We start from the raw sequence: 20,775 nt of genomic DNA on the forward strand, positions 1-20,775 counted from the left end.
AGTGAAGATGATAAGGAAACTGATACTTAAGAAGGTTGAATACTCGAATTGGGCAACCGAACTCAGCAAGCCAATTGCTACCCGCCCTGATTATCAATTGGGAGAAGAACGTATACAATACAGTCAGATTGCTACACGTATTGTCGGATCAGGTTTTGATGAAACAGAATATATGATTGAATTATACACAGCGAGCCAGGCCCCTGGTGTGTATGTATTATCTGAAACACTTGATAAGAACATGCCACCAGAACGATTTCAAGCCATCCAGCGAATTTATGATCTTATTCAGGAAAAACCGAATCTATCGATTAACCGCTTTGTAGCTTTTTTGGAGGGGGCACAGTTGCTTCCAAAATACGGCGAAGACCCTGATTTCAATAGATTAATCCGGTCAACACTCATTGAGGTATTTGAACTATTCAAGAAAAATCATGCGGGTGCATTTCATCATCCGGAATTCCGACGAGTTTTTCTTGATATCATCAAATGGACGTGGAATCATATTGATCCATGGGTCAAGGGAACACCGATCGATAAGGATATCCCACACATTATCTGGTACGGCGATATGAACAAAAGTCAGATGTATTTTCTGTTCTATACAATCTTATTGGGAATGGATGTTGTCATTCTTCATCCGGAAGGAAAAGACGATTTTAAAGAGCTTGATCCTGACAACAACTGGTCCTTCTTGACGGAATATCCGACCACCATGAAAATCCAACCTTTTCCGCAAGAAGAACCGAAACGACAAGGGACAGTCGCATACCGTGCTTCGAAAGAAATCGATCACGTACTTCACCATGAAGGTTCTGCTTATTATAAGCCATGGCAATTCCGCAACCATCTCCCCGTGGCAGTTACATTAAAAACGACATATGACGAGATTTTTCTATTGGCGAAAGAAAAGGCATTTATACGACCAAATTTCTCTGCCAATGGGGATGAAGTGAAGATACCCGCATTGTTCGCGAAAGTTTCCGGCGTTTCAACCAGCCGAAAAGAATATTGGGATAAAATGCATCGGCTCACTAGCCAACCGAATTGTGTAGTAGTGAAAAAATTCCCATTCATACAAGAAACGAAAGCGAATAACCAATATCATTACCAGCATGCACTTGGCAAAGATGGTCGTTTGGTCCCGGAAAAAATGATGCAAAGCAACTGGTGGCAGTACGGTCAACTACATGACGGTGCTCAACTAGGACTCGCGGCGGCCATTTCAAGGATTTGCGCCCATTCGAAAATGAAGGCACAACCGGGGGAAACACCGGAACAAGTCTCTCTCTATTTGTTCACACAGGCAACTTCCATACCGGAAGAATTGATCAATCTTTTGCAAACGTTTGATTATGCGCAAGAGGTTCCAAAAGTGATTTTATATAACAATGAAGTTAATGGTATTTTGTCTAGGGCAGATGCAGCATTACTGTTACTGTTGAATGAAATTGGACTTGATATTATCTTATATAATCCACCCGGTCACAATGATCTGGAGCACTTTATTGGGAAAGAATATTTTGATCATCATATGCTGGAAGACATGGTGTTCGATCTATCCTTTCAGGAGAATAAAAAGGATGCATCAATTGTAAGCGGTTTTTTAAATCGACTTTTTAACGGAAGGGATTGAATGGCATGGAAGAAACAAAGAATTATGAAGTGGAAGTATTGACGGAAAACAAAGCGGAAGCACTACGCTTACAGTTACGACAGGATCCAGAGGTTCAAAATTTAGTCCGGTCAATCGATACTAGAAACCAGACCGGATTATTAGAATTTGGGAAAGAACCGGCCGTTGAAATTTCCACTTTTGCTGATCGCATATTGGCTTCCATGCGTTCATCGAGTGTAACTGATTCAGGCGAGATGTTGAAACAACTTGGGAAAACGATGGATAAATTCGATAAAAATGACTTTGACGAGCCAAAAGGTTTTTTGGGCAAGTTTTTCAAGCGTGGAGATAAATTAATTGAAAAAGTGTTCGGCAAATACCAAACGCTCGGCAAGGAAATCGAAGGCATACACATCGAAATTTCAAAGTATAAAGACGAAATGATTCGTTCAACGACCAATATGGACGAAATGTATGACCAAAACTATAACTATTACATGGCACTTGAAAAGTATGTTGTAGCTGGGCAGATTAAAGCTGAAGAGCTGCGGGCGCTCGTTCCAGGTCTTGAACAAAGATCAGCAGGCGGCGATCAATTAGCGCAGATGGAATTAGATACTATGAATAATGCGATACAGTCGCTTGAAGAGCGGGTCTATGACCTTGAAATGGCAAGAATGGTCGCGTTGCAGACAGCACCCCAGCTCCGGGTCTTACAACGCGGTAATACGAAACTTATTGGGAAAATCAATTCTGCATTCATTACAACGATTCCAATATTTAAAAACGGTATCATCCAAGCGGTTGCTGCGAAACGTCAAAAACTTGTGGCAGATTCTATGGATGAACTTGATAAAAGAACAAATGAAATGTTACTAAAAAACTCGCAGAATATCGCTAGACAAAGTGTGGAAATTGCCCGTACTGCAGGAGGTCCGAGTATTAAAATTGAAACGATTGAAGAAAGTTGGAGCACAATCGTGAAAGGGCTCGAGGAAACGAGAGCTATTGAAGATGAAAACAAACGTACAAGGGAAGATGGCATGAAACGGATTGCACAGCTACAGGACAGTATGAAAAATTTCGGTAAGTGACTGGAGGAACCGATATGATCGAACTGAAGAAAAAAGGGCAGTCCATAAATTTAACGAAAAAAGGAAATGATGTAGGTGAGATTCTAGTTAACTTGAACTGGAATCAAAACTCCAAAGCGGCTAAAAGTGGCGGATTCCTATCCTCGCTGTTTGGTGGCGGACAGAAAAACTTTGATTTAGATCTTGGTTGCCTGTATGAATTGAATTCAGGAGAAAAGGGCTGTGTTCAGGCACTAGGTAATGCTTTTGGTTCGTTGAAAGATGGTCCATATATTCAGCTTGACCATGACGATCGTACGGGGGCTTCGACAGGCGGAGAAAATCTACGTATCAACGGTTCCCGTATTAAAGATATTAAACGCGTGCTTGTGTATGCATTCATTTATGAGGGCGCTGCAAATTGGTCAGAAGCGGGCGGGATCGTCAAGTTGACATACGGCGGTGGAGAAGATATTGCCGTCAAGCTTGATGAGCATCGTAACGGGCAAATTATGTGCGCAATTGCAATGATTGAAAATGTACAAAACGAGACGTTTAGCGTCAAAAGACTTGTCGACTATTTTCCAGGGCATGCCAAGATGGACCAGGCTTATGGATGGGGAATGAGTTGGCAAGCTGGTTCGAAGTAAAATCGGTATCTACTAAAAATGACCAGACATCAATTGATGTCTGGTCATTTTTAGTACTGTATATGTTGAACAAATGAACACTTATGTTAACTGAGTGAAGGCACCTTACAAGGGGGGGCAGGCATCCCCGAGCGCCGTAGCGGTGTTGAAGGGAATCTTTATTTCAACTTATATGGAATTCAGTGTTATAGGTTTATTTAACTTGATCGCCTTCACGTCTAAAGAATCCGTAAACACCAGCAGTTTGAACAATATTCGTAAACGCATTTGGATCTATTTCATTAATTATTTTTTCCAAATCATATAATTCATAACGAGTGATCACAAGATAAAGCATATGCTTATCCTCTTTTGAATACGCACCTTTTGCGGGAAGAATCGTTATGCCACGTACCATTTTCTGATGAATCGCATGCTGTAATTCGTCTGCCTTTTGTGTAACAATCATTGCGGTCACTTTTTCGTGACGTGTATGGAGTGCGTCAATCACAACTGTAGTTACATACAATGCTAACATCGTATATAATGCGTTTTCCGGTTCATACAGAAAACCTGCCAAGACGATTATGATACCGTTCAGCAGTAAAAAATAGGTTCCAATAGGCTTATCTTGTAAGCGTGATAGGACCATAGCGATAATATCCATTCCGCCTGTAGATGCCCCAAGTTTCATCGAAATCCCAACTCCTACACCTGCAATTACACCGCCAAACACGGCATTTAGAATAATATCGTTTGATAGAGATAGGACAGGTAAGAGTTCTAAGAAAATTGTAACAAAGATAACGGAAACGATGCTATAGATGGTAAATCCTTTACCTACTTTGTACCATCCTAATATAAAGACGGGAATATTGAATAGTAACAATAATATTCCTGTACTAATCTCAACGCCGATGAAATCATTTAATACACTAGATGTCAGTTGCGCAGCACCCGCAAATCCGCTGGCATAGACATTTGCATTGATTAAAAAGAAGTTAAGCGAGATTGCAAGTAACAAGGAACCAAAGATAACGACAATAATGCGTTTTGCTTCTAAGAAAAACATGACAACCTCCTGTTGTTTTCAATAAAGATAAAATAACTTGTTAGAACTTCCATTGTAACGAACCATATATAGAAATGGTACCCTTAAACGTTTGATGAAATTCCTGTTGGAGGGAATTTATGTTGTGTTTGATGAGAGTGGGGAGGGGAAGTACTGCTAGCATTATTAAAAAGCTGTCCTTAAAGCATGTATATGGCGGGAATTGTATTTTATAAGTTGACGTAAAGAATACCATTGAATTCGCTGTGGCGCTCGGGGATGCCCCCCACGATAAGCCAGTAGAAAAACCACTAGCCGATCTCGTGGCTCCAGCTATTCCTGTTAAGGCGCATTCGCTTAGTTTATGTAGGTATTCAGTTGTTCACCATTTTTAGTTTTCGCAATTAGGGGGGACCATTTGGTTTACCTATACGAGGGGGAACTGAAAAAAGAGCATAAAAGCTATGCTCTTTTTTCATTCAACAATTATCCTAGCAACCCGGCAGCAATTTTCTTCGCAGTTACAATATCTTTCGTTCCATGTACAAGCATGCGACCGTCACGGAACAGCACGATGCGGTGACCGTTGTATTCACAGGCGACTAGATGCGGGTTGTGAATTAATTTTGAGACGCTTCCGCGAATTGATTCGGCAAAAGGGAGGAGTTCAAACTTTCTACTTTTAGGCCAAGATAATTGAACGGTGTCACGTCCACAAAGCACCGCTGTTTTCATAGACTCACGAGCAGAAAGGAACGGATATACTGCATTTTCGGAACAACTTGGGCAACCGGCTTTCTTCATGCTTGCAACTCCAATTGAAGCGCGGTCGCCTGTCCATAAATCAGCAGATTCGAGTTTCGGTCCAAAAGGTGTTCCCGTTATATATTTCAACACGTCAGTAACTTGCCGAGCCGCTGTAGTAACCACAACCGGGCTGATGACGCCGACTGTATCACATGTTAATGTCTGTGATGGCAATGTTTCTAGCAAGCAATGTAGACACGGCTGGTTGTCTTGAATGCCAATCGGAAACGTTAGGCCATAACTTCCGACACATGCCCCCATGAAAAAGGGGATGCCGAGTTTCAGCGCTGCATCGTTCGCTAGCAGCCGTGTTTCAATATTGTCTGTTGCATCCAATACTAAATCATGGTCGGTCATTAGATCGAGGACGTTTTGTGGCGTTACATCGACTACAATACCTGTTATAGCTACATCGCTATTAATCGCCGTCAATCGTTTCTCCGCCGCAACTGCTTTTGGCAATTGCTCAATGACGTCTTGTTCCGTATACAATTGCTGGCGATGCAGATTGGTCGACTCGATAATATCCCGGTCCACAATCGTTACACGTCCAACGCCTGCACGGACGAGCATTTCAGCACCGGATGAGCCAAGCGCGCCGGCACCTAATATGAAAATACTAGTTTTACGAATCCTTTTTTGGCCGACATCGCCAATTGGAGCGAATAATGCCTGACGTGAATATTTTTCAATCAATTCGTTACAAGTCCTTCCAGTGGGCTACTTGCAACCGCATAATCGCGCATCGGCATCCGGCCTGCTTCATAGCCGAGTCGTCCCGCTTCAATCGCGAGCTTCATGGCAAGGGCCATTTTAATCGGATCTCCAGCTTCTGATACCGCTGTGTTCAATAAAACTGCGTCAGCGCCAAGCTCCATTGCATAAGCTGCATCTTTCGGCGAGCCAATTCCTGCATCGATAATAACGGGTACATTGGATTGTTCAATGATGAACGACAAGTTAAGTGGATTCAAAATACCGCGCCCTGATCCGATAGGGGATGCGCCTGGCATGATTGCATGAACGCCCATTTCGCATAACCTACGTGCGAGCACAACATCATCTGACGTATAAGGCAGGACCATGAATCCTTCATCTAACAGCATTTCAGTTGCCCGAAGTGTTTCTACTGGATCCGGGAGTAATGATCGGTCACAACCGATGATTTCAACTTTAATCATGTCACAAAGTCCTGATGCTTTCGCCAGTTTCGCGATGCGTACCGCTTCTTCCGCTGTTTTTGCGCCCGCTGTATTTGGTAATAGTGTATATTTCGAAAGATCGAGTTGTTCCAAGAAATTTGGTTGTGATGGCTCGAAGATATTCATACGTCTTACTGCGAACGTAAGAATTTCTGACTCCGATACACGCACTGCCTCTTTTTGCACATCAAATGACGGGTATTTTCCTGTACCTAGTAATAGTCTTGAATTGAATTTTTTATTGCCGATTGTTAGCATAATTATCCTCCTCCTACAAAGTGAATGATTTCTATTTGGTCGCGGTCGTTGATCGGTTTGTCATATGCGTCTTTCGCAAGAATATCTCGGTTCATTTCCACGATGACGATGCGTTCCGCAAGTTCCAGATGCCCAAGCAGTTCCTGCACAGTTTCAACTTCTGCGGGCATGTCATACCGATTGCCGTTCAGTTCGATTGTTCGCTTCATGAAATATCCCCCTTTTCGGATCAAATGCCTTAATCCGTTCTGTATTCACTTCATTTCCGATGATCAAATCACGAATCAAGCAGGCGGTTGCGGGCGCCAATAAAATCCCATTTCTGAAATGACCAGCTGCAATATACATATTTTCATTCCCTGGAATCCGACCGATATACGGTAAGTCGTCAACGGTTTTTGGACGTAGACCTGCCCATCTGTTCATAACAGGAAGGCGGGAAAGACCAGGTATAAAACGTTCCGCAATAGCACTTAATGCCAAATTACCGGCATCAGTTATCTGCAAGTCTGTATGTCCGTATTCCATCGTGGCCCCGATGACGAGCGTTCCACCCGAGCGTGGAATTACGTAACAGCCTTTATGGAAAAGTGTATAAGGTAATTGCATGCCTACCGCATTGAGTTGCATACATTGGCCTTTCACTGCGGTCATTTGCAGCCCTGACACAAGCTTGGTGCTCGCTGCACCGCTTGCGATGACTAGATGTTTTGCGTTGATAATGGACGACGCAATGCGTATATGATAGCCACCATGTAACAGTGTGATTTCATCGACTGTGGCCTGTTCTGAAATAGTGGCACCCAAATTTTTAGCCGCTGCGCAAAATGCCAGACAAGCCTTTTCAGGATGAACATGGACGTCTTCTTCAAAAAGATACGCACCAAAAGCAGGTGGAGCAACATGCGGAATTCGTTCGCGAACTTGCTCAGCTGAAAGATAAACCGCGTTATTCCAACGGGAAAGGGCAATTCGTTCTTCTTCGGAACAAGCAAACTGAACAATACCACCAGTTGTATAACCGAAGTCAACCCCTGCATCACGTTGGAATTCTGAATACAGTACCTGACTTTCTTGCGCGAATGAATAAAAGGTGTCATTCAAATATTCAGAGTGTGCACCAAGCATGCCGCCAGCCGCCCGAGTAGTACCTTGAGCGATTTTATCGCGTTCAACAAGGTGAACTGACAAACCCTCTTTTGCTAAATAATAAGCTGTACTGCAACCAATAATCCCTCCCCCAATAACGACAACATCAACTGGTTGTGACATGGTTGGCATCCTTATAGGCTGTTGTGGCAACTTCAGGATTGTCACTGCCAAAAATGGACGACATCACTGCAATTCCTGTAACTCCGCCTTGATTTAATTGCGGAAGGTGATGGGGCTGAATTCCACCAATTGCGTAGATAGGAATTGGTAGGGATTCGACGATTTGAAAAAGCTCATTGGTTCCACGGGGAGGGAGGCCGACTTTTGAACTTGTCTCGAATAAATGACCATAAAGAATCCAGTCAGCACCTTCTTTATAAGCAATTTCAGCTTCACCATAAGAGTGGACAGATCTGCCGAAGGAGATAGCCGGGAATTTTTTTTTGAGTAGCGTTAGCGGTTCGCCGTATCCGGGTAGTTGAACTTTTTTAATTCCCGTAATTGAAGCGACGTTCGTTCGTCCATGGACAATTAGTTTAGTTGAATCAAAGCCAGCTTCGATTAATTGTCGAATCAACGCTATTATTTCTGAATCCATTTTCGATTTCTCACGTAAGATGGCTGCGTCGATAAAAGGTTCGATTGCTAGCAGGGTATCAAGCAATTGGCTACGTTCCATTTTGTCATCTGTTACGGCAATTATCTTCATCGAACTCCTCCTTATCGAAAAGAAATAGTATATGTTTTCACCTGGGAATAGGGTCTAGTTTCAGGCGCCAACCCCTCGGGTCATAAGTCGTTTTACTGCGAGGGCTGAAGGACGCCCTCTTCGTAAACCGTCTTATGCCTGTCGGGGGCCTACAGGATGTAGGTCATGCAGCTGTTGCCACAGGAAGTGGCGCACTTAAGCTGCGTTCATTTGTAGCGGCGCCTTCTGCTTTTCTTGTTGTCTAGACTCCAGGCGCCAGCCCCTCGAGTCGCTTCAGTCTTGCCGAAAAGGCAAAGAGCGCCTTTATCGTCAAGCCTTCCAGCGCTTGTCGGGGCTAAACGGCACCTTCTGCTTTTCTCTATTGTCTAGCTCCAGGCGCCAGCCCCTCGAGTCGCTTCAGAATTGATGGGAAAGGCAAAGATCGCCTTTACCATCAATTCCTCCAGCGCTTGTCGGGGCTAGACGGCGCCTTCTGCTTTTCTTGATAAAAAAAGACCACTTTCCAGGTATGGAAAGTGGTCTGTCGATGGCATTAGAATGCACTGATAGGAAGACACGCCACTTCCCTACGCAGGTACAAACCTGTTCAGGTGATAAGGGTAGCGGAGTGGAACTCGTTTCTCAGTCCTTTAAAAGGATTCCCCTAATGGTCGAATATGTTATGAAGTTGTCAATCTATTAGTAGCATAGCACGTCAACGGAATGAATGAAAGGATGAACAGTTGCGCTTAGTCGTCTAAGTGGACGTTATGATGCACTTGTTGAACATCTTCCAAATCATCTAGTACATCAATCATTTTCTCGAATTGTGCTTGAGCTTCTGGTGACAGAGTCAAGTCGTTTTGTGCAAGCATTGTTATTTCAGCGACGTTAAATTCTGTAATACCAGCACTTTTTAAAGCTGCCTGTACAGCATGGAACTGGTCTGGCTCAGCATAGATGATGACCGATTCCTCTTCATCTAGAATATCACGCACTTCGACGTCCGCATCCATTAGAAGTTCGAGAACGTCGTCGGCGGACATACCTTCAATTCCGATAACTGCAGTCGCATCAAACATATAGGAAACGGATCCGCTGACACCCATATTACCGCCATTTTTACCGAATGCGGCGCGTACTTCTGATGCAGTACGATTGACGTTATTTGTCAGTGTATCGACAATAACCATCGAGCCATTTGGTCCGAATCCTTCATAGCGAAGCTCGTCAAAGTTTTCTTCTGAACCACCTTTTGCTTTTTCAATTGCCCGGTCAATAATCGCTTTTGGTACACTATATGTTTTTGCGCGTTCTACGACAAATTTTAGCGCTTGATTCAATTCAGGATCAGGCTCGCCTTGCTTCGCTACTACATAAATTTCACGTCCGAATTTAGCATAAATGCGACTCGTGTCCGCATCTCTTGAAGCTTTTTTCTCTTTGATATTGTTCCATTTACGGCCCATGAATTTCCACTCACTTTCGATTAAGCATAGATTTACTACAATAAGTATACAACAATTATATGCAAGTAGACGAGTGGGAATTATTAAAAATGGGCTATTAGGTTGTGTAAGGGAGAAAGTTTTTACCTATTTAAGTTGAATTAAGGAATCCCACTAAATTTACTGTGGCGCTCAATAAGGAGAGAGTATTAATTCGGGGGGGATTGTAGAATGCTTGGCGCTTTGGGAATGCCTTTGCCGCGCCTGCGCTAGGATGTTCATTATCGAGAGAAATGTGATTTTGAGATGTATACGCCGAGATTATAATGTGCTTATTTTTTGCTACTAATTCTATTCAAGAAAGACACACTCCGGGTTGCAGTTTTCATCGCAGATAATGAAAAGCTCTTTCTCACATAGACTATCTAGCGCAGGCGCGTCTTCGTGGTAGCCGGAGCGATAAGACTGAAAGTGGTTTCCTTTCTGGCTTATCGCGGGAGGCATCCACAAAGCGCCGAAGCGGTATTAGGGGGAATCCTAATTCATTTCAAGTACAAGGTTTTTTTCAGTAGCCTCCCAAAAGCCCTTGTAAAGCGCATACGCCGTATTCATTTGTTCAACATATATACTGTCTTTCAATTATGAGAATTTGTCTACTATCGTACAGTTTTGGCGTGATAGAAAGAACATTAACCGATATTTAAGAAAAACTCTTTTTCTTATGACGATTCTCAATTATACTAAAGGTGAACGTTCATCCTACTATAGAAGGGAACAGACGCATGGAACTCATATATAAAGGGAAGACGAAAGATGTATACAAATTGGACGGCAACAATGTACTACTGAAATTTAAAGATGATGTAACCGGAGAAGACGGGGTTTTCGATCCTGGCGCGAACACAGTTGGCTTATCGATTGAAGGCGCGGGGCAATCCGGACTTCGGATGACGAAATATTTCTTTGAAAAAATGGCGGATAAAGATATTCCTACTCATTATGTAGATGCTAATATTGATGAAGTAACGATGACAGTACGATCAGCGAAGGTATTCGGCAAAGGCCTTGAAGTGATTTGCAGATACCGCGCTGTTGGAAGCTTCTTGCGTAGATACGGTGCGTACTGTGAAGAAGGACAACCTTTGGATGCCTTCGTAGAAGTCACGCTCAAAGACGATGACCGTAACGACCCGCCGATAAACAAGGATGGACTAGCACAACTTGGTCTATTGACAACTGATGAATACGTTACGCTCGAAGCATTAACGAAAGAGATTTCAGGCGTAGTTAGAGCTGAACTTGCAGCAAAAGGTCTTGACTTGTATGATATTAAACTCGAGTTTGGACGCGACGCTGAATCAGGTAAAATCATGCTGATTGACGAAATTTCTGGTGGTAATATGCGCGTCTATAAAGACGGTACATATATTGCACCAATGGATCTTGAAAAATTGATACTTGCATAAATGACAAACCGCTGTTAATTCCACGAAACTGGAGTTGGCAGCGGTTTTTATTACAATCAAATAAATGTACTTTACGAGTACTGTAAGATAAAATTCGATAAAGAGGATAATGAATATCTACATTAGATTAATAAAAGAGGCGAATTTTATGCAAATGAAAACAGGCGTTGAGCAGTCTGTTTATGCGATTCTCATGCTAAACATGCTACCAGATAGAGCGGTACTGCCAGGAGATGCAATCAGCCAGCAATTGGGAACCTCACCAACATATTTTCAAAAGTTGTTGAGAAAACTGGTCAGTGCAGACTTGATTACTTCTGTGTCAGGTGTAAAAGGCGGGTTCAAATTAAAGAAAAAGCCCGAAGAGATTCGGATATACGATATTTATCTCGCAATAGAGGGTCAGCAATCCCTTTATTCCGCGAGTGGGATTCTCGACGACATGCTTGATTTGGAAAAAGAAGATACAGGTTGTTTGTTAACGGACTTAATGGGAGAAGCTGAATCGGTTTGGAAATCCGTACTGAAGCGTGAAACAATCGCATCCCTATCAGATGGAATTCAGACAGAGCGCTATCAAGAGAAAGTGGAATTTCTACAAGAATTGATTCGCGAAAAAATGGTTCTGTGATTGAAAAGTGTGGCAGCTAGGAGGATGACATTATGGGGAAATTCCAATCACATAATGGTTTTGCACGAACGTTTAAGGAAAACAAATTAACGCTTGGGTTTATGTTTCCTTTGGAGCCGGATGCTGGAAGTCTCCCCAAGATGGATTTGAAAGAGCAAATGAAGCTTGTGAAAAAAGTAGAAGATCTAGGATTTGCTTCTTTGTTTGTTAGAGATTCTCCGTTATTCGATCCTAAATTTGGAGATGCAGGTGTTATATATGATCCTTTTATTTTTCTCGCCTATGTAACAGCACATACGAATAAACTCGCGCTTGGTACTGCAAGTGTTGTCACAACATTACGTCACCCCCTGCACTTAGCCAAATCAGCTGCATCTTTGGATGAAATGTCTAATCAACGTTTCTTGTTTGGCGCTGCAACTGGTGACCGCCCAATCGAATTTCCCGCATTTAAAGTGGAGCGTAATGATAGGGCAGAATTGTTTCGGGAGTCGTTAACGGTCATGAAAAAAGTGTGGGAAGAATCATACCCACAGGTTCATACAGAAAGGGTTGGCATGACAGAAGGGGATATTATTCCCAAGCCTGTCTTAGCCGATATCCCCGTTTTAGCAACAGGCTATTCTGGTCAAACGACTGAATGGCTGGCAGAACATATGGATGGCTGGATGTTTTATGCGCAAGAAGCGAATCGCCAGCGTGAAATGATCAAACTTTGGCGACAGGCAACGGGTGAGTTTAAACCATTTATACAACCATTGGTTATCGACTTATCAGAGAATCCGTTGGCCGCACCGAACCCAGTACCTATAAAAGTAGGCTTTAGGTCAGGTCATAAGTTTCTAATCGATTACTTGTATGCTTTACAAAATATTGGTGTTAATCATGTCATATTGGGTTTGAAAACGGGTAACCGCCCCGTGGAAGATGTAATTCAGGAAATAGGGGAATATGTACTTCCTCACTTTCCATCAATTGAGAAGTGAAGCCATTGAAAAGTAAATGATAGGGGAAGAGGGAGAAAAAATGATTAAAGACTTAGACCGCATTAATGAGCTAGCAAAAAAACAACGTGAAGAAGGTTTGACAAATGCCGAAATGGTTGAACAAACAGTATTGCAGCAAGACTACTTACGAGAAATTCGTGGGCAAGTTCTGAACACTGTTTCAGGTATAACTGTGATTGACCCACTCGGGGAAGATGTCACACCTGAGAAGCTTCGCCAAGAGAAGGGACGTTAAACATATGAGATTAAGTATACTAGATCAAGCACCTGTTACTAGTGGAAATACTGCCCCAGGTGCTTTGAAAAAAGCAGAAGAACTGGCTATCTTGGCAGATGAATTAGGCTATCATCGGATGTGGATGGCTGAACATCATGGAACAAAATCATTTGCAAGTTCAGCACCCGAAGTAACAGCAGCTCACTTGGCTGCCAAAACGAAAAACATTCGTATTGGTACAGGCGGTGTAATGATGATGCATTATTCGCCATTGAAACTAGCTGAAGTGTTTAAAACATTGAGTGCGTTTTCTCCTGGTCGAATTGACTTTGGTGTCGGTCGCGCGCCGGGCGGGGATAACCAAGCCATTTATGCATTATCAGAAGGCCGCAAACCGATGGTCAATGATATGTATGAGAAATTTGAGACGGCACTCCAATTGATTAACGATGAAGTGCCGGAAGACAATTTGTACAACAAAACAATCGCAACCCCTTCTACTATCGTTTTACCGGAAGCATGGTTGCTTGGTTCGAGCGGCAACAGCGCAATCCAGGCAGGTCGGATGGGTGTAGGCTATTCGTTTGCGCAGTTCTTCAACGGCGGTATGACTAAAGAGATTTTAGATGCATATAAAAAGAATTTCCAACCCTCGGCGTTCTTGGAAAAACCGGAAATCAATGTGTCCTATATGGTAACGGTAGCTGAAACAAAAGAAGAGGCTGAATTCGAAGCTGTACCTCAGGACATTGCCCGTTTAATGCTAATGAAAGGTCACCTCGGGCAATCCTTAACACCTGAAGAGGCCCAAGATTATCCGTTGACGGAAATGGATCGTATGACCATTAAAGAAAATCGTAAACTGCATTTAGTGGGAACAGCTAAAGAGATTGCGACGCTGTTACAAACAGAGCAGGAGCATTACGGATTTGATGAAGCCATGATTTGCAGCATTCCTCATTCGCAAAAGAAACGCTTGGATGTTTATCGTCTATTAGCGAAGGAACTGTTTTAAAGTTAATTAAATAAAAGAGATAAACCGCCGCCAATTCGACGTAAACTGGAATTGGTAGCGGTTTTTTTACTTGTTTGTATCATCTGTCGATTTCTCAAGTGTATAAAATATAGTGAAGATACCTAGTGAAATAACGATTAGTTCACGAACAATGGTTCCACCCAAATTTAATTCATCGGCTAGGATTCCACCAAGAATTCCAGTATAGCCAGCAATACCTATCGACATAACTGAGATGATGTAAAGTAAATACTGAGCTATTCCAAGCTTTTTACTTCTCCAAATAAAGACAATACTTGATAGCAATCCGATGATTAACAATTCATCAATTTTATTCAAATAACTTTGCAAATCAGCTAAAGACATTGTAATTGTCAAGAAAGACATGCGATTTCCACCCTTTCTGTCAAAGGTAAGACGAAGTGATATGGAATTAGTTTCCTGGTGTGTTAACCCGATCTGTGTTTAAGCAATCGCAGAAGAAAATATAAGATATAGATAATTGAACATATGAATACGTGTAAAAAGGGAGTGAAGGCACTCCCTAAGCGCTGAAGCGTAATTGAAATGAATCATTATTTCAACTTAGATAGGAAAATAATTCAACTTTCCATACATATTAAAATGAATTAAAGCCATCCTCCTTAGTAAAGAGATAGTGAGGAGGAATTATATTGAAACAAAAAATTGTACTATCCATTATGTTGTCTGCGCTATTGATTGCTGGTGGGTGTGGAAAGAATGGAGTGAAATTACCAGTCACTGGAGAAAGCGTCCAGTCGGTGATGTCGCCGATTTTGAACACGAAAGGGGATAAAATTGGTGAAGCCAGCTTTGTTGAAGGAATCGACGGTGTGACAATCAATATCCAGGCTGAAGGATTGTCGCCAGGCAAACATGGCGTTCATATTCACGAAATGGCTGTGTGTACACCACCTGATTTTAAATCTGCAGGAGACCATTTCAATCCGGGACATAAAGAACACGGGTTTGATAATCCAAAAGGGTTTCATTTAGGTGATCTACCGAACCTCGAAGTCGATGCAGATGGTAAGGTCACTGCTGAAGTGACGACTGCATTAGTTACGCTAAAGCCAGACGTTAAGAACTCACTTCTTGACGCTGACGGCAGTTCGCTTGTTATTCATGAAAAAGTAGATGACTACAAAACGGATCCATCGGGTAACTCAGGTGGTCGAATTGCCTGTGCGGTTATTAAAAAGAAGTAAGGGATAGTCATAAAAAGTATACTTTAGACCACGAAAAAACCGGCGGATACATCACTAAGATGTGCATCCACCGGTTTTTCATTCAAGGCTTCAATATGACTTTAATACACTCATCTTCATGATCGTGAAAACGCTGATAAGCGGTAGCAGCTTCTTCAAGTGGGACCACGTGGGAAATGATTTCTGTCGGGTCGAATTCGCCTTTCGTGATTTTATCGAAAAGCATCGGCATGTAATGAATGACAGGCGCTTGTCCCATTTTTAGCGTAATATTGCGTTCGAAAAGATTGCCGAGAGGGAACATATTGTAAAGGGAACCATAAACGCCTGTTAGCTGGATGGTCCCAAACTTTCGAACGGATTTATAAGCAATATCAATAGCGCTTAATGTTCCGCCTTGCAGCTTCAATTTCTGTCCAGCTTTCTCAAGCATGTTCTTTTTACCGTCCATTCCGACACAATCAATGACTATGTCGACCCCGCCGCTGGTCATCTCTTTAATGTGGCTGCCTATATCGTCGAATTTTTCGAAGTTCAGTGCTTCCACTTTATTCATTTTAACAGCATGGTTTAGGCGGTATGGAACGTGATCGATTGCCAACACACGTTTAGCGCCTTTCATCCAAGCAAACTTCTGAACCATAAGACCGACTGGCCCGCATCCGAGGACAGCGACCGTATCACCTTTTTTAACACCCGCATTTTCTACGCTCCAATAAGCTGTCGGCAGGACGTCCGACATGAAAAGAAGGGCTTCATCAGGGAGCTCACATGTTTCAGGGATGACAAACGGTGTAAAGTTGCCATAAGGAACACGTAAATACTCGGCTTGTCCGCCTGGGTAATTGCCGTAGCGTTCGGTGAATCCAAGATAACCGCCCGTGTCCACATGGGGATTCGGATTCGAATTGTCGCATTGACTTTCCATTTCATGGTCACAATAAAAACAATGCCCGCATGCCAAATTGAACGGGATTACGACGCGATCCCCTTTTTTTACTTTCGTCACATTGGGCCCGACTTCTTCGACAATACCCATCGGTTCATGGCCGATGACATAGTCCTTATGCGTCGGTATAGCGCCCAAATAGATGTGCAAATCTGATCCGCAAATGGCAGTAGAAGTTACCTTGACGACAATGTCATCATGCTTTTCAATTTTTGGGTCATCCACTTTTTTTACTTTAATATCTTTTGCACCTTGGAATGTAACAGCTTTCATTGATAAATCCCCTCCATTATGCTTAATAGTCTATCCAATTCCTTGAATATGACCCATTAATCCTAAATGGAGCTTATTTTAGCAAAAAGTTCTCTGTATAATAAGGCTGCAATTTATCATTGAACGAAACGCCCGTACCCAGGTGGCTGTAAGTATCTAGCAAAATATTTTCACGATGTCCCTCGGAATTCATAAGGCCTTCATGCGCGAAAATACTGCTTGATTGGCCATATGCAAGATTTTCACCTGCACCCCGGAAACTGACGCCGTCATCTTTCATTCGATCGAATGGGGATTTCCCTTGCTTGTTTTCGTGGCTAAAATAATCATTATCTGCCATATCCGCACTGTGTTTGCGCGCTGTAACAGCTACGTTTGACTCCCATTTTAGGATGGAAAGCCCGTGACGGACGCGCGCTGCATTCGTTAAGTCGAAAAGTTGTTGTTCGAACCCGTTTCGTAAGTTTGCATCACCGCCGGCATAGATGCCGGTTTTTTTCTTTTCCAATGAATCGTTAATTAGCTGGATGGCTGTAACTTTGTCATTTTGATGTAAATCATAAAAAACATAAGTGTAGGTATCGCCTGATTTGAAGACGTCAAAACCTTCACTTTCCTGTAGCATGTAAATGTTCAAACCTTTTCGAATTTCTTTAATCGGTTCGCCGAATGTTTCGCGCACCGTTGATTTTAAAGAACCGTATTTGATGCCAGCAGTTGATGAAATGAGGTCGTCATTTGTATAAATGGCGTTCACTATCTGTTTATCATCGAACGAAACCATGACGAAGTTTTGATAGCCATCATGATAAGTGAACCATTCGGTACCGTATTCGTTCATGGATTGATTTTTTGGTTCCCCAAGTTCAGCTGTCACTTTTTCTTGTGGGCTACCAAGTTCGATATTGTGGATTGAGACCTGTGTTTTCAAGGGTTTATCCAACACTGGTTTTTCTGCAACAGGGATAGATTCTTCGGTTTCAGTTGTCTTTGAAGTTAGGTAAGATAGTGCTTTATCTATGGTGTTGCTGATGGAACGGATTGTTGTGTCGAGGGATTCCTTTGTCAAAAGAGTATCGATTTTTTCATCGACAGGTTCTAGAAAAGAGATGTCGACATATTGTGAGACTGGTTCTTCCCAGTACGGTTTTGTGAAATAAAGTGCAGCAATGAAAAGGATGAAAAGGAATAATCGTTTCATGGAATCGCCTCCTACCTGCTATTGTAACCCCATGGGACTAGTTGAATACAGTATGAAGGTATTTATGGTGACGGTAATAAACTGGGTTCGCTCCATTTCCAGTACTCGTCGAAAAGCTGTATACTAATAGAATAACTGATGAACGGGGTTTTCAACGTATGACTATATCAAAAAAAATATTCAATGCACAAGTGATGGAAAGCAACTCGCATTTATTTAGATGTCCAATCTGCGCATCTGGAATGGTCATGGAGGACAAGTCGCGGCTCGTTTGTGTAGACAATCACTCATTCGATTTGTCAAAAAATGGCTATGTCAATTTAGCACCGCAGGCACATGTGACGAAGTATGATAAATCGCTATTTGAAGCAAGAAAAACGGTAATGAGCAGTGGGTTTTTCAATCAGGTTCTGGAATTTATTACACATAAAGTTCATGAGCATATAGAAGGGCGGGAACAGGCCTTCATTCTGGACGCGGGTTGCGGGGAAGGCACGCACTTGTCGGCAATTCTTTCACAGCTGCCTGGTAAAACAACTGGAATAGGCATTGATCTTGCAAAAGAGGGGATTACTGCGGCGGCGAAAGAGTATCCAGGTTCAATTTGGAGTGTCGCGGACCTGGCGAACTGCCCGTTCCAAGAAAGCCAATTCGATGTTATTTTAAATATTTTATCGCCGGCAAATTACGCAGAGTTTACGCGTCTTCTAAAACCAGATGGATTGTTTGTGAAAGCAGTACCGGAAAGCGGTTATCTAAAGGAGTTACGAGCTGTTTTTTATGATGATGAAGAGCGCACAGGCGATACGGATCCCGTTGCGCGCTTTGCGCAACACTATGACGCTGTCACAACGGAACGGATTACGTATGTATTCCCGTTATCGTCGGGGCTTCTTGCACCGCTTATCCGCATGACTCCGCTCACGTGGGGCGCGAGTGAGGAAAAGATTGAAGAAGCGCTAGGAATGGATATACAGAACATTACAATCGACTTCACCGTCATTTCAGGTGTGAAGAGGGTTGAGTAAAGAAAGGGGCGAGGAAGATGTTTGGTGGAATTAGCAGTGTTCCAAGCTGGTTTTATATTCTCGCGATTGCGGTAGTTATACTATTTATTATTATTATGGAATGGAAGACGCGCTAAAGGGGGATTCATTTATGACTAAAAAAAAGGTTAGTAAGCGACAGAAACCGAAGTTGTCTGTTACTCATAAGGCTATGCAAGTGGAAGCGATTCTCGATAATGAAGGATACATTGAAAAAGTCCGCATTGACGGAGGTCATATGACAGGTGCAGAAGGTGAACGACTGACTTTCGATGACGTGATCTTTAAAGATGTATCGTTTGCGGGAAGTGATTTAGCGGGAGCAGAATTTGTTGATGTAGTGTTTGATACGTGCGATTTATCCAATGTTAATTTTCAAAGTGCCATGTTCCACAGGTGTGAAATCGTTAATTCGAAACTGACGGGTGCGGACTTTGCGAATGCGAAAGTGGGGCATACGTTAATCAAGGAATGTGATGGGCGCTATATTAACTTCAGCTTCTCTAGCATGAAGGAAGTTGAATTCGCTGAGTGTAATTTAACAGATGGCGATATTTATGAAAGCTCATTTAATAACGTGCAATTTAAGTTGTGTAAGCTGGATAATATTAACTTCACTGAAACGGACTTGAATGGTGTTGACTTGTCTGATAGTACATATGACCGGATTGAAGTCACGCTCCCGAAAATTGCAGGCTGTATTGTGTCAAAAGATCAGGCAATTGGCTTCGCACGTGTGCTTGGATTATCCGTGAAAGAAGAATAATGGTATACTTAAACGAAATCAGAGTGGAAAAGAGTGAACATATATGTTGACATTTGAAGAGAAACAACAGATTATCGAAACAATTCCCGAACTTACACGTAAAGATGTGTCAATGAAACGGGTCAACTATCATTATGAAGAAAGCTTATATGAAAAAACAGTCGTCGTTCAGCATCTTCACCCGAACGGTAACGGTTTTATCTATGTAGCGGGAATTCCTGGTTATGATACGGATGAACGTGGTCTCGTCAATATCCGTGAAGCTTCAGAAGAGGAACTACGGAAAATTATTGCAGATTCTATCAAGGCTTTATCTGAAGGAGCACCTGAACCGCAGGCTATTGTACAAAAGTTTGTGAACAATGAAGGTGAAGAGCTAATCCTTATGGAAGAGCAAGGCTTCTGGAATTTGTATCACGGCTTGAATCTTGAAGAAAGTTTCGGTGATTATAACGAAGCGGACGTCTATTTGATTGAAGAGGAATTCGTCAGAGTTGAAGACGAGGATGATGCGCAGTGAAAGGTAAAAACCTTGTCATCGGCCTTGTGCTAATTACGTTATTAAGTATTATTGCTGTTTATTTCACGATGAAGGCAACAGTCAATAATATGGAAAATGGGATGGCATCGATTGTGACGGTTGTTGAATTGATAGAAGAAGTTGATTATCGCTAATTGAAAAAGCACACCAGGGATTAATCCCTGGTGTGCTTTTTCTAAAGCTAAAATATATACGTTTTTTCCACCGTGGTCGATGTCTAGCTCCAGCGGTCAGATGCTCGGGTCATAAGTCGAATCGGCTATGCGGTAAAGTGCACCGCTTCGCCAATCCGTCTTATGCCTGTCGCGGGCCTACAGGATGTAGGTCATGCAGCTGTTGCCACAGGAAGTGGCGTACTTAAGCTGCGTTCCTTTTAGGCGCCTTCCGCTTTTCTTTAATGTCTAGCTCTAGCGGTCAGATGCTCGGGTCATAAGTCGAACCGGCTATGCGGTAAAGTGCACCGCTTCGCCGATCCGTCTTATGCCTGTCGCGGGCCTACAGGATGTAG

Annotated in this window: 23 protein-coding genes and 1 riboswitch; of the genes, 13 read left to right on the plus strand and 10 right to left on the minus strand. The window is 42.6% G+C overall.

Going from position 1 to position 20,775, the window contains the following annotated elements; genetic code table 11:
* Positions 1-7 precede the first annotated feature (7 nt).
* From ACGLYD_RS21285 to ACGLYD_RS21295, 3 genes are read left to right on the plus strand one after another with little or no spacing between them, the layout of a single operon-like run.
* Positions 8-1,636: a YceG family protein gene (locus ACGLYD_RS21285; protein WP_067205004.1), complete on the plus strand. Its 1,629-nt coding sequence runs from the start codon at positions 8-10 to the stop codon at positions 1,634-1,636.
* A gap of 5 nt (positions 1,637-1,641) precedes the next feature.
* A complete protein-coding gene (locus ACGLYD_RS21290) occupies positions 1,642-2,712 on the plus strand; it encodes a toxic anion resistance protein (protein ID WP_067205006.1) in 1,071 nt (356 codons plus the stop codon).
* A 14-nt stretch (positions 2,713-2,726) separates the two neighbouring features.
* Positions 2,727-3,341: a TerD family protein gene (locus ACGLYD_RS21295; protein ID WP_187046502.1), complete on the plus strand. Its 615-nt coding sequence runs from the start codon at positions 2,727-2,729 to the stop codon at positions 3,339-3,341.
* Between the two features lie 193 nt (positions 3,342-3,534).
* Here ACGLYD_RS21295 and ACGLYD_RS21300 read toward each other — a convergent pair whose 3' ends face one another.
* From ACGLYD_RS21300 to ACGLYD_RS21330, 7 genes are all read right to left on the minus strand, one after another.
* Positions 3,535-4,392 carry a YitT family protein gene (locus ACGLYD_RS21300; RefSeq protein WP_067205014.1) on the minus strand — a complete coding sequence of 286 codons (858 nt, stop codon included), beginning with the start codon at positions 4,390-4,392 and terminating at the stop codon, positions 3,535-3,537.
* A 465-nt stretch (positions 4,393-4,857) separates the two neighbouring features.
* Entirely contained in the window at positions 4,858-5,874 is a 1,017-nt protein-coding gene (locus tag ACGLYD_RS21305) for a ThiF family adenylyltransferase (RefSeq protein WP_067205017.1), read from the minus strand.
* The gene (locus tag ACGLYD_RS21310) at positions 5,871-6,644 is read right to left on the minus strand and encodes a thiazole synthase (protein WP_399633328.1); all 774 of its coding nucleotides are present in this window, start codon (positions 6,642-6,644) and stop codon (positions 5,871-5,873) included. Before ACGLYD_RS21310 ends, ACGLYD_RS21305 begins: the two co-directional genes overlap by 4 nt.
* Positions 6,641-6,847, minus strand: coding sequence for a sulfur carrier protein ThiS (gene thiS / locus ACGLYD_RS21315; protein ID WP_399630441.1), 207 nt, complete (start codon positions 6,845-6,847; stop codon positions 6,641-6,643). The genes ACGLYD_RS21310 and thiS overlap by 4 nt, the downstream gene beginning before the upstream one ends.
* Positions 6,810-7,910: a glycine oxidase ThiO gene (gene thiO / locus ACGLYD_RS21320; RefSeq protein ID WP_399630443.1), complete on the minus strand. Its 1,101-nt coding sequence runs from the start codon at positions 7,908-7,910 to the stop codon at positions 6,810-6,812. Before thiO ends, thiS begins: the two co-directional genes overlap by 38 nt.
* Entirely contained in the window at positions 7,894-8,499 is a 606-nt protein-coding gene (locus tag ACGLYD_RS21325; protein WP_399630446.1) for a thiamine phosphate synthase, read from the minus strand. The genes thiO and ACGLYD_RS21325 overlap by 17 nt, the downstream gene beginning before the upstream one ends.
* A 546-nt stretch (positions 8,500-9,045) precedes the next feature.
* A riboswitch (TPP riboswitch) is annotated at positions 9,046-9,154 on the minus strand.
* A 73-nt stretch (positions 9,155-9,227) separates the two neighbouring features.
* Positions 9,228-9,947 carry a YebC/PmpR family DNA-binding transcriptional regulator gene (locus tag ACGLYD_RS21330; RefSeq protein ID WP_067205029.1) on the minus strand — a complete coding sequence of 240 codons (720 nt, stop codon included), beginning with the start codon at positions 9,945-9,947 and terminating at the stop codon, positions 9,228-9,230.
* 761 nt (positions 9,948-10,708) lie between these two features.
* Between ACGLYD_RS21330 and ACGLYD_RS21335 the strand changes: the two genes are divergently transcribed.
* From ACGLYD_RS21335 to ACGLYD_RS21355, 5 genes are all read left to right on the plus strand, one after another.
* On the plus strand, positions 10,709-11,392 hold the full coding sequence (locus tag ACGLYD_RS21335; RefSeq protein ID WP_067205032.1) for a phosphoribosylaminoimidazolesuccinocarboxamide synthase: 684 nt from the start codon (positions 10,709-10,711) through the stop codon (positions 11,390-11,392).
* Positions 11,393-11,540: 148 nt separating this feature from the next.
* On the plus strand, positions 11,541-12,023 hold the full coding sequence (locus tag ACGLYD_RS21340; RefSeq protein WP_187046506.1) for an Rrf2 family transcriptional regulator: 483 nt from the start codon (positions 11,541-11,543) through the stop codon (positions 12,021-12,023).
* Between the two features lie 32 nt (positions 12,024-12,055).
* Positions 12,056-13,009, plus strand: coding sequence for an LLM class oxidoreductase (locus ACGLYD_RS21345; RefSeq protein WP_187046507.1), 954 nt, complete (start codon positions 12,056-12,058; stop codon positions 13,007-13,009).
* Between the two features lie 40 nt (positions 13,010-13,049).
* Entirely contained in the window at positions 13,050-13,265 is a 216-nt protein-coding gene (locus ACGLYD_RS21350; protein WP_067205039.1) for a DUF896 domain-containing protein, read from the plus strand.
* Between the two features lie 4 nt (positions 13,266-13,269).
* Positions 13,270-14,262 carry an LLM class flavin-dependent oxidoreductase gene (locus ACGLYD_RS21355; protein WP_067205042.1) on the plus strand — a complete coding sequence of 331 codons (993 nt, stop codon included), beginning with the start codon at positions 13,270-13,272 and terminating at the stop codon, positions 14,260-14,262.
* Between the two features lie 66 nt (positions 14,263-14,328).
* On the opposite strand, the gene ACGLYD_RS21360 is transcribed toward ACGLYD_RS21355, so the two are convergent.
* Positions 14,329-14,649, minus strand: a complete 321-nt coding sequence (locus ACGLYD_RS21360) for a hypothetical protein (protein ID WP_399630452.1) — start codon at positions 14,647-14,649, stop codon at positions 14,329-14,331.
* 314 nt (positions 14,650-14,963) lie between these two features.
* Between ACGLYD_RS21360 and ACGLYD_RS21365 the strand changes: the two genes are divergently transcribed.
* On the plus strand, positions 14,964-15,491 hold the full coding sequence (locus ACGLYD_RS21365) for a superoxide dismutase family protein (protein ID WP_399633330.1): 528 nt from the start codon (positions 14,964-14,966) through the stop codon (positions 15,489-15,491).
* 82 nt (positions 15,492-15,573) lie between these two features.
* On the opposite strand, the gene ACGLYD_RS21370 is transcribed toward ACGLYD_RS21365, so the two are convergent.
* The gene (locus ACGLYD_RS21370) at positions 15,574-16,713 is read right to left on the minus strand and encodes a zinc-dependent alcohol dehydrogenase (protein WP_187046509.1); all 1,140 of its coding nucleotides are present in this window, start codon (positions 16,711-16,713) and stop codon (positions 15,574-15,576) included.
* A gap of 73 nt (positions 16,714-16,786) precedes the next feature.
* Positions 16,787-17,914, minus strand: a complete 1,128-nt coding sequence (locus tag ACGLYD_RS21375; RefSeq protein ID WP_354313240.1) for a CAP-associated domain-containing protein — start codon at positions 17,912-17,914, stop codon at positions 16,787-16,789.
* Positions 17,915-18,072: 158 nt separating this feature from the next.
* Between ACGLYD_RS21375 and ACGLYD_RS21380 the strand changes: the two genes are divergently transcribed.
* The 4 genes from ACGLYD_RS21380 (at position 18,073) to ACGLYD_RS21395 (ending at position 20,401) form a co-directional block, all read left to right on the plus strand.
* Positions 18,073-18,942 carry a putative RNA methyltransferase gene (locus tag ACGLYD_RS21380; RefSeq protein ID WP_342539555.1) on the plus strand — a complete coding sequence of 290 codons (870 nt, stop codon included), beginning with the start codon at positions 18,073-18,075 and terminating at the stop codon, positions 18,940-18,942.
* Between the two features lie 130 nt (positions 18,943-19,072).
* Positions 19,073-19,726: a pentapeptide repeat-containing protein gene (locus tag ACGLYD_RS21385; RefSeq protein ID WP_067205055.1), complete on the plus strand. Its 654-nt coding sequence runs from the start codon at positions 19,073-19,075 to the stop codon at positions 19,724-19,726.
* A gap of 43 nt (positions 19,727-19,769) precedes the next feature.
* Entirely contained in the window at positions 19,770-20,246 is a 477-nt protein-coding gene (locus ACGLYD_RS21390; RefSeq protein ID WP_067205058.1) for a hypothetical protein, read from the plus strand.
* Positions 20,243-20,401, plus strand: coding sequence for a hypothetical protein (locus ACGLYD_RS21395; RefSeq protein ID WP_156475938.1), 159 nt, complete (start codon positions 20,243-20,245; stop codon positions 20,399-20,401). Before ACGLYD_RS21390 ends, ACGLYD_RS21395 begins: the two co-directional genes overlap by 4 nt.
* Positions 20,402-20,775: the final 374 nt, after the last annotated feature.

The organism is Sporosarcina sp. SG10008 (assembly GCF_044569405.1).
In the GTDB taxonomy this organism is placed as follows: Bacteria; Bacillota; Bacilli; order Bacillales_A; family Planococcaceae; genus Sporosarcina; species Sporosarcina psychrophila.